Annotated in this window: 12 protein-coding genes; 8 read left to right on the top strand and 4 right to left on the bottom strand. The window is 69.7% G+C overall.

The window, feature by feature from the left end; translation table 11 throughout:
* Positions 1-119: 119 nt before the first annotated feature.
* On the top strand, positions 120-1,703 hold the full coding sequence (locus P3T37_RS19825) for a glycosyltransferase 87 family protein (protein WP_280725066.1): 1,584 nt from the start codon (positions 120-122) through the stop codon (positions 1,701-1,703).
* Positions 1,704-1,710: 7 nt separating this feature from the next.
* Here the strand turns inward: P3T37_RS19825 and P3T37_RS19820 are convergent, their stop codons facing one another.
* From P3T37_RS19820 to P3T37_RS19810, 3 genes are all read right to left on the bottom strand, one after another.
* The gene (locus P3T37_RS19820) at positions 1,711-2,751 is read right to left on the bottom strand and encodes an alanine racemase (RefSeq protein WP_280725065.1); all 1,041 of its coding nucleotides are present in this window, start codon (positions 2,749-2,751) and stop codon (positions 1,711-1,713) included.
* A 32-nt stretch (positions 2,752-2,783) separates the two neighbouring features.
* A complete protein-coding gene (locus tag P3T37_RS19815) occupies positions 2,784-3,902 on the bottom strand; it encodes a peptidoglycan bridge formation glycyltransferase FemA/FemB family protein (RefSeq protein ID WP_280725064.1) in 1,119 nt (372 codons plus the stop codon).
* 218 nt (positions 3,903-4,120) lie between these two features.
* Complete coding sequence (locus tag P3T37_RS19810; protein WP_280725063.1) at positions 4,121-4,420, bottom strand: hypothetical protein; 300 nt, start codon at positions 4,418-4,420, stop codon at positions 4,121-4,123.
* A 320-nt stretch (positions 4,421-4,740) separates the two neighbouring features.
* Between P3T37_RS19810 and rpsF the strand changes: the two genes are divergently transcribed.
* The 4 genes from rpsF to rplI all read left to right on the top strand — a co-directional run bounded on the left by rpsF (position 4,741) and on the right by rplI (position 6,555).
* Positions 4,741-5,031, top strand: a complete 291-nt coding sequence (gene rpsF / locus P3T37_RS19805; protein ID WP_280725061.1) for a 30S ribosomal protein S6 — start codon at positions 4,741-4,743, stop codon at positions 5,029-5,031.
* Positions 5,032-5,163: 132 nt separating this feature from the next.
* Positions 5,164-5,775 carry a single-stranded DNA-binding protein gene (locus tag P3T37_RS19800; RefSeq protein ID WP_280725060.1) on the top strand — a complete coding sequence of 204 codons (612 nt, stop codon included), beginning with the start codon at positions 5,164-5,166 and terminating at the stop codon, positions 5,773-5,775.
* Between the two features lie 79 nt (positions 5,776-5,854).
* On the top strand, positions 5,855-6,091 hold the full coding sequence (gene rpsR, locus P3T37_RS19795) for a 30S ribosomal protein S18 (protein WP_030304537.1): 237 nt from the start codon (positions 5,855-5,857) through the stop codon (positions 6,089-6,091).
* Between the two features lie 17 nt (positions 6,092-6,108).
* A complete protein-coding gene (gene rplI / locus P3T37_RS19790; RefSeq protein WP_280725059.1) occupies positions 6,109-6,555 on the top strand; it encodes a 50S ribosomal protein L9 in 447 nt (148 codons plus the stop codon).
* A gap of 94 nt (positions 6,556-6,649) precedes the next feature.
* Here rplI and P3T37_RS19785 read toward each other — a convergent pair whose 3' ends face one another.
* Positions 6,650-7,978, bottom strand: a complete 1,329-nt coding sequence (locus tag P3T37_RS19785) for an MATE family efflux transporter (protein WP_280725058.1) — start codon at positions 7,976-7,978, stop codon at positions 6,650-6,652.
* 466 nt (positions 7,979-8,444) lie between these two features.
* Here P3T37_RS19785 and dnaB point away from each other — a divergent pair, with 466 nt between their 5' ends.
* The 3 genes from dnaB to P3T37_RS19770 all read left to right on the top strand — a co-directional run bounded on the left by dnaB (position 8,445) and on the right by P3T37_RS19770 (position 13,550).
* The gene (dnaB, locus tag P3T37_RS19780) at positions 8,445-11,018 is read left to right on the top strand and encodes a replicative DNA helicase (protein ID WP_280725057.1); all 2,574 of its coding nucleotides are present in this window, start codon (positions 8,445-8,447) and stop codon (positions 11,016-11,018) included.
* Between the two features lie 226 nt (positions 11,019-11,244).
* The gene (locus P3T37_RS19775; protein ID WP_280725056.1) at positions 11,245-12,912 is read left to right on the top strand and encodes a PKD domain-containing protein; all 1,668 of its coding nucleotides are present in this window, start codon (positions 11,245-11,247) and stop codon (positions 12,910-12,912) included.
* A 206-nt stretch (positions 12,913-13,118) separates the two neighbouring features.
* Positions 13,119-13,550 carry a YciI family protein gene (locus P3T37_RS19770; protein WP_280725055.1) on the top strand — a complete coding sequence of 144 codons (432 nt, stop codon included), beginning with the start codon at positions 13,119-13,121 and terminating at the stop codon, positions 13,548-13,550.
* The last annotated feature ends 44 nt before the right edge of the window (positions 13,551-13,594 follow it).

Here is a 13,594-nt window from a genome sequence, read left to right as displayed (position 1 = left end):
GGGCAGCAGGAACGGCCGTGGCGGCCCCGCAATCGCGCGGGGCCGCCACGGCCGTTTTCGTCACGTCGCTCGCGGGGTCCTTCTCGTCCACTTCATGGTCGTGCGGCAGTATGTCCGCCATGACGTCGATCGCGCGTGACGAATCCACCGAGCCCGAGGCAGCGGCCGCGGTCGCGGAAGGGCCGTTGCCCAACACCGTGGTCGTCCCCGCGGACGAGGACCCGGTCGCGGAGGCCGGCAGCGAGTTCCTCGGCGGTCCGCCCGGCCGCCGGGCCCTGCTGGGGGTCTCCTGGTGGATCCCCGCGCGGGTGCTGGCGCTCTTCACCGTGATCACGTACGTGCTGGGCATGGTGCAGAAGGTGCCCTGCTACACCAGCGGCTGGTTCTTCGGTGCCACCGCGCAGTACACCCACGCCTGCTACAGCGACATCCCGCACCTCTACTCGGCCCGCGGGTTCGCCGACGGTCTGCACCCCTACCTCGACATGATCCCGTCGCCCACGGCGGACATGAAGTTCCTGGAGTACCCGGTCCTGACCGGTGGCTTCATGCAGATCGCCGGCTGGCTCACCCCGACCGGCGGCATCATCCAGGACCGCGAGCGCTGGTTCTGGATGGTCAACGCCGCGATGCTGCTGATCTGCGCGGTGATCACCGTGATCGCGCTCTCCCGCACCCACCGCCGCCGCCCCTGGGACGCGCTGCTCTTCGCCCTCGCGCCCTGCCTGGCGCTGAACGCCACGATCAACTGGGACCTGCTCGCGGTGGCGCTGACCGCGGTGGCGATGGCGTACTGGTCGAACAGCCGCACGGTCTGGGCGGGCGTCTTCATCGGCCTGGCCACCGCCGCCAAGCTCTATCCGCTGCTGCTGCTCGGGCCGCTGCTGGTGCTCTGCTGGCGCACCGGCCGCTGGCGGGCCTTCTGGCAGGCGACCGGGGGCGCGGTCGGCGCCTGGCTGCTGGTCAACGTCCCGATCATGATCGCCAACTTCGACGGCTGGGCCACCTTCTACACCTTCAGCCAGACCCGCAAGGAGGACTTCGGCTCCTTCTGGATGATCCTGATGCAGGACCGCAACGAGTCGCTCGCGGGCCTGAACAACTGGATCGCGGGGGTGCTGATCGCCTGCTGCCTGGGCATCGGCTGGCTGGCCCTGTCGGCGCCGCGCCGCCCGCGCTACGCCCAGCTGGTCTTCCTGATCGTCGCGGCCTTCATCGTCACCAACAAGGTCTACTCGCCGCAGTACGTGCTCTGGCTGATCCCGCTGGCGGCGCTGGCCCGGCCGCGCTGGCGCGACTTCCTGATCTGGCAGGCCTGCGAGGTGCTGTACTTCCTCGGCATCTGGTCCTACCTGGCCTACACGGGCGACGCCAAGCAGCACGGCATCGGGCAGGACTGGTACCACTTCGCCGTCATCCTGCACCTGCTGGGCACGCTCTACCTGTGCGCCATGGTGATCCGGGACATCCTGCGCCCCGACCGCGACCCGGTCCGCTGGGACGGCAGTGACGACCCGTCGGGCGGCGTGCTCGACCTCGCCCCGGACCGGTTCGTGATCGGCGCGGCCCGCCGGCTGCGCGAGGCGGAGTCGTACGCCGCGTACGCCCCGACCAACCGGGACGACTGGCTGGCGGACGCGCGGTCCGGGGAGCTGGACCAGGTGGACTGGAGTACCGACGAGCTCGGCTCCGAGCGCTCCTGACGGGGTTTCAGAGGTTCAGGCGGTCTGTCACCCGGTCGAAGTGCGTCGTGGTGTGCCGCACATTGACGCACAGTTCGTCGCCCAGCGCCGGCGGCTTGCTGTCGGCGGGCAGGAACAGGATGCTGACCTGCATGTGCGGGGGTTCGGCGAACCAGAGCTGGCGGCCCTGCCAGGAGTAGGGCGACAGGGTGCGGTTGACGGTGGCGAGGCCGGCCCGGGCGATGCCCTTGGCGCGCGGCATCAGGCCGTGGACGTACTTCGGCGCCTCCATCCCGACGCCGTGCGCGGTGCCGCCGGAGACCACCAGCAGGTGGCCGTCGGACGGTGCCTTGTGCTGGCGGTAGCCGTACCGGTCGCCCTTGGCGACGGGCGTCACGTCCAGCACCGTCGCGCGGGCCTCCAGCGCGCCGATGTCGCCGAGCCAGAGCCGGGTGCCGATCCGCGAGCGGAACTCCGTGTGCGGGTGGCGCACGTTCAGCCAGGCCACCCCGGGGGCACTCAGATGGCTCAGGTAGACGGTGCCGGTCGGCAGCCCGGCAGCCGCGATCGCCTGCACCCACACCGACACCTCGGTGGCCGGATCGGAGCCGTCGGGGCGGTCCAGCGGCAGGTGCAGCGCGAAACCCTCGAAGGCGACGTCCTCGACGGCCTCGGCCAGGTGCACCAGGTCACCGGGGGCGATCCCGTGCCGGCGCATGCTGGTCATGCACTCCACCACCACCCGGGCGCCGGGCAGCGCCCGGACCGCCTCCACGCTCGCCACCGTGCGCAGCACCCGGGACGGCAGCTCCGGGCTCTCCTCGCCGACCCGGTACGGCGTCAGCACCAGCAGCTCGCCGGCGAACCGGTCGACCGCCTCGGCCGCCTCGGCGGCTGTGCCCACGGCCAGCAGCGCAGTGCCCAGCAGCGCGGCCTCCGCGGCCAGCCGGGCGTTGCCCAGGCCGTAGCCGTTGCCCTTGGCCACCGGGACCAGCCCGGGGAACTCGGCGAGCAGTGCGTGCTGATGCGCCCGCCAGCGGTCGGTGTCCACGTACAGCGACAGAGTCATCGAGCTCTCCGGGGGTGGTGCGTCTGGGTGGTTCAGCGGCGGGACATGTAGAGGTCCAGGGCCTTGTGCAGGAGCTTGTTGAGCGGGAAGTCCCATTCGCCGAGGTACTCGGCGGCCTGGCCGCCGGTGCCGAGCTTGAACTGGATCAGGCCGTACAGCGGGTCGTCCTCGTCGAGGGTGTCGCTGATCCCGCGCAGGTCGTAGATCCCGGCGCCGAGCGCGTAGGAGTCGCGCATCATCCGCCACTGGATCGCGTTGGAGGGCTTGACCTCGCGCTTGTGGTTGGCGGAGGCGCCGTAGGAGTACCAGACATGCTCGCCGACCGTCAGCATGGTGGTGGCGGCCAGCGGTTCGCCCTCGTGGTACGCGATGTAGAGCCGCATCCGGTTGGGGTCCTCGGACGTCAGGGCCTTCCACATCCGCTGGAAGTAGGCGAGCGGGCGGGGCGTGAAGCGGTCGCGCTCGGCGGTCACCAGGTAGAGCTGGTGGAAGACCGCGAGGTCCTCGTAACTGCCCTGGACCACCTCGACGCCGCTCTTCTCGGCCTTCTTGATGTTGCGCCGCCACAGCTGGTTGAAGCCGCGCTGCACGTCGTCCAGTGAACGGCTGGCCAGCGGGACCTGGAAGACGTAGCGCGGCTGGACGTCGCCGAAGCCGGCCCCGCCGTCCTCGCCCTGCAGCCAGCCGGACCTGCGCAGCCGGTCGGCCACCTCGAAGGCCCGGGGCTCGTACCAGTCAGGCTCGACGTCCCGCAGCCGCTTCGCCTCGGTGCCCGCCACCGCCTCCTTGATGGTGGAGGCCTCCCAGCGCCGCACCACCACGGGCGGCCCGATCTTGACCGAGAACGCCCCCTGCGACTTGAGGTGCGCCAGCAGCGGCTCCAGCCACCGGTCCAGATCCGGGTCGAACCAGTCGATCACCGGACCCTCCGGCAGGTACGCCAGGTACCGCTTCACCTTCGGCAGCTGCCGGTAGAGCACCAGCCCCGCACCCACCACCGCGCCCGACGCGTCCACCCAGCCCACCGACTCGCTGCGCCACTCGGCCTTCACCTCGCCCCAGGAGGGCACCTGCATGTGACTCGCGGACGGCAGGCTCCTGATGAAGGACAGATGCTCCTCGCGGGTGATCGTCCTCAGACGCAGGCTCATGCTCGGGGTGCTCCTTGGCTGGTGCGGATGCGGCGGGCTAGGGGCGGGCTTGTTGTGACCCTATCGCCCGAATGGTCCGTTTCGGGTGGCTCGGTTGCGGCGCGTTGACGGAACCATAGGGCCCGCGGCTGCCGTCCAGCAGGACTGCCGAACGACGAACGGCGCTCCCCCGGCCGAGCGGGGGGAACGCCGTTCGTCGTGCGCCGCTGCGTGCCGGGCTAGCTCCAGAGTCCGCCGTGCGCCAGGCCCATCCCGAAACCGATCACGGACATCGCCAGGGCGATCACCACCACGAAGCGCTCGGCCGTGGTGACCGAGATGAACTGGCCCCACAGACCGGTGACGATCCCGGCGAGCCCGGACCAGGAGCTGAGCAGATTCAGGTTGTAGAACCCGGCGGAGATGAAGGCCATCAGGCCGAAGACCACGGTGAGGCCCACCAGGGTGTTCTCCCTGGGGTGGGCGTGACCGTCGGTGTTCAGCGTGAGTGCGGGGAATCGGCGGACGGACTGTGCCATGGAACCCACCTCCTGCGAGGGGCGAGGGTGCGCGTGTAGCCGTTGTGCCCAGATTGCGCCGGTTGACCCCTGGATCTCAACCGGTACGCGTTTTGTTCGGCCGGATGGGTGCGGGTAGGCTGTGCGGTCTGCACTGGTGTAGTTGTGCCTGTCCTGTCTTCGCTCGTGGGTTCCCACCCGCCGGCGGGTCGACGGAGCGGCACTGTCGGACCCGGCCACTACGGTGGACCGCGGTCGGTCACTCCTCCAGTGCCGACGCTGCACAACCCTCCTGCCACGGAGAGACCGTGGCCGTTGAGTCCAAAGGAGGTGGGTTACTCATGCGTCACTACGAGGTGATGGTCATCCTCGACCCCTCGGTCGAGGAGCGCGCTGTCTCCCCCCTGATCGAGACCTTCCTGAACGTTGTCCGCGAAGGTGGCGGCAACGTTGAGAAGATCGACACGTGGGGCCGTCGTCGCCTGTCGTACGAGATCAACAAGCAGTCCGAGGGCATCTACACGGTCATCGACCTGAAGGCCACGCCCGCGGTTGTCAAGGAGCTCGACCGCCAGTTCTCGCTGAGCGAGTCGGTTCTGCGGACCAAGGTCCTGCGCCCGGACACCCACTGAGCCACCGCTGAGACCCTGCTGGGTCTCCGGTAGTCCAGGTCCGATGTTTCACGTGGCGGAAGCCACTACAAGCACCGCTGAAGCGTGAAACATCGCTGAACGGAACTCCTCCTCCCGAGAGGCCATCACACCATGGCAGGCGAGACCGTCATCACACTCGTCGGCAATCTCGTCGACGACCCCGAGCTGCGTTTCACCCCGTCGGGTGCGGCGGTCGCGAAGTTCCGCATCGCGTCCACTCCCCGCACCTTCGACCGTCAGACGAACGAGTGGAAGGACGGCGAAAGCCTCTTCCTCACGTGCAACGTCTGGCGTCAGCCGGCGGAGAACGTGGCCGAGTCGCTGCAGCGCGGCATGCGCGTGATCGTGCAGGGCCGACTGCGCCAGCGGTCTTACGAGACCAAGGAAGGCGAGAAGCGGACGGTCTTCGAGGTCGAGGTCGACGAGGTCGGCCCGAGCCTTCGCTCGGCGACCGCCAAGGTGACCCGGGCCAACCGGTCCGGTGGCCAGGGCGCACCTGGTGGTGGCGGCGGCTTCGGCGGCGGCCAGCAGCAGGGCGGCGGGTTCGGCGGTGGCGGCCAGCAGGGCGGCGGCTGGGGTGGCAACACCTCCGGCGGCGGCCAGTCCGGTCCCAGCGACGACCCGTGGGCGTCCAGCGCTCCGGCACCCGGTGGAAACCAGGGTGGCGGCGGTGGCTGGGGTGCCCCGTCCGGTGGCGGCTTCTCGGAAGAGCCCCCGTTCTAAGAGCTGACAGATTTCGTGCGACCCGGAGCCGTGTGCTGACGCGCCGGCCCCGGATCGTGAATCCACTTTGGAGCACACAATGGCGAAGCCGCCTGCTCGCAAGCCGAAGAAGAAGGTTTGCGTCTTCTGCAAGGACAAGGTCAACTACGTTGACTACAAGGACACGAACTTGCTCCGCAAGTTCATCTCCGACCGCGGGAAGATCCGCGCCCGCCGGGTCACCGGCAACTGCACCCAGCACCAGCGCGACGTCGCCACGGCCGTGAAGAACAGCCGTGAGATGGCCCTGCTGCCCTACACCAGCACCGCGCGCTAAGAGAGGGTGACCAAAGAATGAAGATCATCCTCACTCACGAGGTCTCCGGCCTCGGTGGCGCCGGCGAGGTTGTCGAGGTCAAGGACGGTTACGCCCGTAACTTCCTGATCCCCCGCAGCTTTGCCATCCGCTGGACCAAGGGTGGACAGAAGGACGTCGACGCGATCCGTCGCGCCCGCAAGGTCCACGAGATCCAGACCCTTGAGGCTGCCAACGAGTTCAAGGGCAAGCTCGAGGGCCTGCAGGTCAAGCTGGCCGTTCGCTCCGGCGACGCCGGCCGCCTGTTCGGCTCCGTCACCCAGGCCGATGTCGTGGAGGCCGTCAAGGCCGCCGGCGGCCCGGTTGTGGACAAGCGCGCCGTCACGATCGCCTCGCCGATCAAGACCGTGGGCACCCACAAGGTGTCGGTCAAGCTGCACGCCGACGTCCAGGCCAACCTCGACGTCGCCGTCGTGTCTGCCTGAACTGCCTAGCAGTTGATGGGCCCGAGGGCCGGAACTCCGTTCGCGGAGCGCCGGCCCTCGGGTCTTTTCGCTGTGCTCCCAGGTCGCTGTGCTCTCAGGCCCGGACGGCGCCGGTCACCAGCCAGTGCCCGCCGCGCACCCGGCCCAGCAGGAAGGCGCCGCGCACCAGCATGAAGAGGTTCATCGCCCACCACAGGCCCAGCAGCCCCCAGCCGAGCGCCGGTACCGCGAGCGCCACCGGGGCGAACAGGGCCAGCGTGGCCAGCATCGCCCAGGCCAGGTAGGGGCCGTCCCCGGCGCCCATCAGGACGCCGTCCAGGACGAAGACCAGGCCGGCCGCCGGCTGGGTCAGCGCGACCAGCAGCAGGACGGCGCTGAGCGCGTCCTGCACCTGCGGGTCCGGGCTGAACAGCGGCACGTACAGCGGGCGGGCGAGGACCGTCAGCAGGCCGAGCAGCACCCCCGAGCCGACGCCCCACTGCACCATCCGGCGGGTCGCCGCGCGGGCCCCCCGGGCGTCGCCGGCGCCCAGGTAGCGGCCGATGATCGCCTGTCCGGCGATCGCGATGGAGTCCAGGCCGAAGGCGAGGAAGGTCCACAGGGTCATCGCGACCTGGTGGGCCGCGATCTCCCGGTCGCCCAGCCGGGCGGCCACCGCGGTGGCGATCATCAGCACGCCGCGCAGGCTGAGCGTGCGGACCATCAGCGGCCAGCCCGCCTTGGCGCAGGCCCGGATGCCCGCCGCGTCCGGTCGCAGTCCGGCCCGCTCCCGGCGGGCACCGCGGAGCACCACCGCGACGTACGCGGCGGCCATCGCGGTCTGCGCCAGCACCGTCCCCCAGGCGGAGCCGGCCACGCCGAGGCCGGCGCCGTAGACCAGGGCGAGGTTGAGGCCGATGTTGGCGGTGAACCCGGCCACGGCCACCAGCAGCGGGGTACGGGTGTCCTGCAGGCCGCGCAGCACGCCGGTGGCGGCCAGTACCATCAGCATCGCGGGCACGCCCAGTGAGCTGATCCGCAGGTACGTCACCGCGTAGGGGGCGGCGGTGTCGGAGGCGCCCAGGACGTCCGCGATCCACGGCGCGGACACCAGGGTGAGCAGCACCAGCGGGACGGCGAGCAGCAGCGCGAGCCAGATGCCGTCGATGCCCTGCTGGATGGCGCCGCGGCGGTCCCCGGCGCCGATCCGGCGGGCGACCGCGGCGGTGGTGGCGTAGGCGAGGAAGACGAACACCCCGGTGACGGTGGACAGCGCGGCGCCGGCCACGCCGAGCCCGGCCAGCCGGGAGGTGCCGAGGTGGCCGACGATCGCCGAGTCGGCCAGCAGGAAGAGCGGTTCGGCGACCAGGGCACCGAAGGCCGGGACGGCCAGGGCCAGGATCTCCCGGTCCTGGCGGCGGCGGTCGGTTCTCGGGGCTGTCATGCGGCCACCGTAACCATCCACAGGTAAGTGGTGCAAGGCTGTCTCATCTCTTACTCGTACCTGTGAGCGACGGGCCTGTTGCCTGGCGGTGGAGGGTCGATCCGGACCTGTGTGAAGAATTTCTCATGCACAGCCATCAGATCGAGTCATCGCAGGTCAGCAAGTTGACACCAGGTGGATGGTGTGGTTATCCACAGGGCCGTCCACATGCTCGTGCACAGGTTTCGGGCAGTTGTCCACAGGACAGGGTCCGTCATCCACATGCCCTGTGGATAACCGTCTTGGTCGAAGGCCCTCCGGCCCCTTAGCGTGGGCGCTCGTCCGACGCGCCAGATGCCCACCCGGCGTCCGTTTTGTCGGCACCGTGGCGTAAGAAGGAGGTGGACCGGTTCGTGACCCCGGCCGCCCTCCTTGACCACTCCGCCCTCGCACCGCACTCGCACCGCTCGCTGATCGGGGAACACGCGTGACCGGCCCCCAGTACGACGACCACGACGTGCCTCCGCCCCCGGAGGACGACTGGCAGCCGTCCGACGACGCATTCTCCGGCCCCTTCCAGCCCGACGGGCCCGGCGACCGGCTCCCGGTCTCCCGCAACCGCGCCGAGGGCGGCAAGGGCGGCTCCGGCTCCGGCGGTGGCAAGGGCGGGGACTTCCGCAAGCGCGACCGGGACGGTGGCGGTGGTGGTGGCGGCAAGGACGCCGATCGCGAGCGCTCCGGCGGGATGGAGGGCTTCGAGCGGGTCCCCCCGCAGGACCTCGCCGCCGAGCAGTCCGTGCTCGGCGGCATGCTGCTCTCCAAGGACGCCATCGCCGACGTCGTCGAGGTGCTCAAGCCGCTCGACTACTACCGCCCGGCCCACGAGCTCATCCACAGCGCGATCCTCGACCTCTACGCCCGCGGCGAGCCGGCCGACCCGATCACCGTCGCCAGCGAGCTCACCAAGCGCGGCGAGCTGGCCCGGGTCGGCGGTCCGGGCTACCTGCACACCCTGGTCAACTCCGTCCCGACCGCCGCCAACGCCGAGTACTACGCCGAGATCGTCCACGAGCGCGCCGTGCTGCGCCGCCTGGTCGAGGCCGGCACCCGGATCGCCGGCATGGGCTACGCCGCCGAGGGCGACGTGGACGAGATCGTCAACGCGGCGCAGGCCGAGATCTACGCCGTCACCGAGCAGCGCACCAGCGAGGACTACGCGCCGCTCGCCGACATCATGGAGGGCGCCCTCGACGAGATCGAGGCGATCGGCTCCCGCAACGGCCAGATGTCCGGCGTCCCCACCGGCTTCGCCGACCTCGACGCGCTGACCAACGGCCTCCACCCCGGCCAGATGATCGTCATCGCCGCCCGACCCGCAATGGGTAAGGCACTCGCCCTCGACACGCCGCTCCCCACCCCCACCGGGTGGACCACCATGGGCGAGGTACAGCCGGGCGACTACCTGCTCGACGCAACGGGGAAGCCGACCCGGGTGGTGGCCGCCACCGAGGTGATGACGGGTCGACCCTGCTACGAGATGTCGTTCGATGACGGCACCACTGTCATCGCCGATGCGGATCACCAGTGGCTCACCGACACCCGGGCCTCGCGCAAATCGGCCCAGGCTGCCGCCGCCGGGTACAACCGCACCCAGCGCACCTTCGCCTCGGTCAAGACGACCAAGGAGATCGCCGGGACGCTGCACTGCGACACGGCCGATCAGCGCACGAACCACAGCGTGCAGAACGCGGCCCCGCTCGACCTCCCGCACCGGGATCTGCCCGTGCCGCCCTACACGCTCGGAGCGTGGCTGGGTGACGGCCACAGCAAGGCCGCGCGGCTCACCTCGGCGGACCCGGAGATCGTGCAACGCGTCGCGGACGAGGGCTTCGAGATCCACCCCGTCGGCGCATCGATCAGTTTGGGGAACAAGCACATCCCTCAGGAGTATCTGCGCAGTTCCGTCGCCCAGCGCAGGGAGCTGCTCGCCGGGCTCCTGGACACCGACGGAACGGTCACGAACACGGGATCGGTCCAGTTCGCCGTCACCAGCCGGGCGCTGGCCGAGGGGTTCCGTGAGCTCGTCCTGAGCCTCGGCTATCGCTGTGGCATGACGGCCAAGCGGGTCGCAGGGCGCTCGGAGGAGTCGTCCACCGCATACATCGTCACGTTCACACCGACTGACGAGGTGTTCGGGCTGGAGCGCAAGCAGAGCGTGCACAGCGCCCGCAGGCGCACCAGTACCCCGAGGCTGAAGCAGAGGTTCGTCACCGACGCTCGGGAGATCGACAGCGTCCCGGTCCGCTGTGTCCAGGTGGACAACCCGGATCACATGTACCTGGCCACCCGGTCGATGGTTCCCACCCACAACTCCACCCTCGCGCTGGACTTCTCCCGGGCCTGCTCGATCACCAACGGTCTGCCGAGTGTGATCTTCTCGCTCGAAATGGGCCGCAACGAGATCGCCATGCGCCTGCTCTCGGCGGAGGCCCGGGTCGCGCTGCACCACATGCGGTCGGGCAACATGACGGACGACGACTGGACCAGGGTCGCCCGCCGGATGCCGGACGTCACCGCCGCACCGCTCTTCATCGACGACTCGCCCAACCTGTCGATGATGGAGATCCGCGCCAAGTGCCGCCGCCTGAAGCAGCGCCAGGACCTCAAGCTGGTGGTCATCGACTACCTCCAGCTGATGCAGTCCGGCGGCTCCCGGCGGGCCGAGAGCCGTCAGCAGGAGGTCTCCGACATGTCGCGAAACCTCAAGCTGCTGGCCAAGGAGCTGGAGGTCCCGGTGATCGCGCTCTCCCAGCTGAACCGTGGTCCCGAACAGCGCACCGACAAGAAGCCGATGGTCTCCGACCTGCGTGAGTCGGGCTCGATCGAGCAGGACGCCGACATGGTCATCCTGCTGCACCGCGAGGACGCCTACGAGAAGGAGTCGCCCCGCGCGGGCGAGGCCGACCTGATCGTCGCCAAGCACCGAAACGGCCCCACCGCCACCATCACGGTTGCTTTCCAGGGCCACTACTCTCGCTTTGTCGACATGACGCGGGACTGACGGACGATTTCACACCAATTGCTCTGAGGCGTCGTTGAAAGTTCATGTCATGACGTTAGTGGCGCTTCAGTGCAAGGGACTTGGACGGAATGTCTGATGCGTGGCCAGGGCTTCTGTGGTCAATCTGAATTGACTGTCTTTCATTAGCCGAGATCTGTATTCTGAGTCCGCTTTGCGTCCTGATCATCACGCAACTGGGGGCCCAGTGTCTCACCGTCGTTCCGCAATGCTGGCTGCCATAATCGCAGCCGGTGTTGCTCTCGTCCCGGTATCGGCCAACGCGGCCGGCGCACCGGGCACGGCCACCAAGTCGCCCGCCCCGAACGCCTCCGCGCTGACCGCGGCCTCGAAGTTCCAGACCTTCACCAGCGCGGCCTCCAACTCGGCCCGGGTGCAGAAGGCGGCCAGCGCCGCGAACACCAGCAGCGCGCCGGCAGACGCCGCTCCCGCGCCGGCCGCGTCCGGTACCCCGGACCCGAGCCTGGCTGTCGGCCTGAGCGCGACGGGTACCAGCATGTACGGGGTCGCGCTCACCGCGACCGTCACCAGCGCGGACTTCCCGCTCACCGCCACCGTCAACTGGGGCGACGGCAACACCAGCAACAGCTCGTTCACCGATGCCTCGCCGCAGGTGTGGCCGCACAGCTACGCCAAGCTGGGGCAGTACACCGTCAGCGTCGTCATCACTGACAACAGCGGCAACGTCGTGCAGAACTCCGTGGCGCTGTCGACCCCGGGTTCGGAGTACACCCCGTACGGGCCGACGCGTCTGCTGGACACCCGCTACGGCACTGGCGCGCCGGTCGGGCAGGTCGGGTCCTACCAGCAGGCCCGGGTGAAGATCGCCGGCAACGGCGCGATCCCGTCCCGGGTGAGCGCCGTGGTCGTCAACCTCACGGTGACCAACCCGACCAACAGCGGCTTCATCACCGCCTACGCGGACGGCGGCGCCCGCCCGTCCACGTCGAACGTGAACTTCACGACCGGCCAGACCGTGCCGAACATGGCGATCGTGCCGGTCGGCGCCGACGGCTACATCGACCTGTACAACAGCGGCCTGGCCTCGGTGGACCTGATCGCCGACGTCACCGGCTACTTCACCCAGAGCGCCGCCAGCGGTTACACCTCGCTGGCGCCCAACCGCATCGTGGACACCCGCGACGGCACCGGAACCGGTGTCGCCGCCCAGGTCGACGGCCTCGGCTCGATCGCCGCCCAGGTCGCCGGCAACGGCGCCGTGCCCGCCTCCGGCGTCACCGCGGTCGCGCTCAACGTCACCGTCACCAACCCCCGCAGCGACGGCTTCCTGACGGTCTACCCCGACGGCCAGGACACCCCGAACGCCTCCAACGTCAACTACCTCTCGGGCCAGACCATCGCCAACTCGGTGGTCGTCCCGGTCGGCGCCGACGGCAAGATCCGCGTGCACAACGGCGGCGGCCTGGGCGCCGACGTCATCGTCGACGTGGTCGGCTACTACAGCCCCGACAGCAAGAGCGCCTACCTGCCGATCAAGCCCACCCGGCTGCTCGACACCCGCGACCCCTCCTGGACCACCGGGCCGCTTGGCGCCGGCAGCTACATCTACATGCCGCTCAGCGACACCCAGCCCGACATCACCGGTTTCGTGCTGAACAGCACGGTCGTGAACACCAAGGGCGGCGGCTTCCTGACCGTCTCGCCGGACCCGAACACGACCAGCCAGTACGACGGCGGCAACGCGCCGTGGCCGACCCGTCCGAACACCTCGGTGCTGAACTGGCTGCCCGGTCAGATCGTCCCGAACCTGGTCCAGGCCAGCCCGGGTGCCAACGGCATCATCGACTTCTGGAACACCGGTTCGGGCAGCACGGACCTGGTCGTCGACTGGTTCGGCTTCTACCAGAACTCCTGATCCACCTGGTTGAAACGACAGGCCCCGGACAGCGCAGCGCGCCGTCCGGGGCCTGTCGCGTGCGCGTCCCACCAGCCGGAAAAAAACCTCACCCGGGTTGTCGATCCGGCCGCCCCCCGTTCGACGCACGGGTGGAGGCTGGTTGGGACCGGACCGCAGACGTCCGGCGCCAGGCTCCCGATCCGGAACCCGGGAAGAGGACGACGATGCGATTCATGATGCTGGTGCGGGCCAACAAGGACACCGAGGCGGGCGTGCTGCCCAGCCCGGAGATGTTCGAGGCGATGGGGAAGTACAACGAGGAGCTGGTCAAGGCGGGCGTGCTGCTCGCGGCGGACGGGCTGCAGCCCAGCAGCAAGGGGGCCAGGATCTCGTTCGACGGCGGTCGGCCCACCGTGACCGACGGACCGTTCGCCGAGGCGAAGGAGCTGATCGCCGGGTACTGGGTGATCCAGGTGAAGTCGAAGGAGGAGGCCGTCGAGTGGGCCTCGCGGGTGCCGTTCGCCGACGGTGAGGCGCTGGAACTGCGCCAGGTGTTCGAGGCCGGCGACTTCCCCGAGGAGATCGTCACGCCCGAGGCCGCCGCGAGCGAGGCCAGGCTGCGCGAGGAGCTGGAGCGCCGGGCCGGTCAGCGGTAGCGGCAGGGGCAGCGCCCCGGGGGCCGCTGTTGCGGCGGCCCCCG

It is taken from the genome of Kitasatospora sp. MAA4, assembly GCF_029893355.1.
In the GTDB taxonomy this organism is placed as follows: Bacteria; Actinomycetota; Actinomycetes; order Streptomycetales; family Streptomycetaceae; genus Kitasatospora.
Note: the sequence above shows the minus strand (reverse complement) of the source record. Positions and strands in the feature narration are given on the sequence as shown.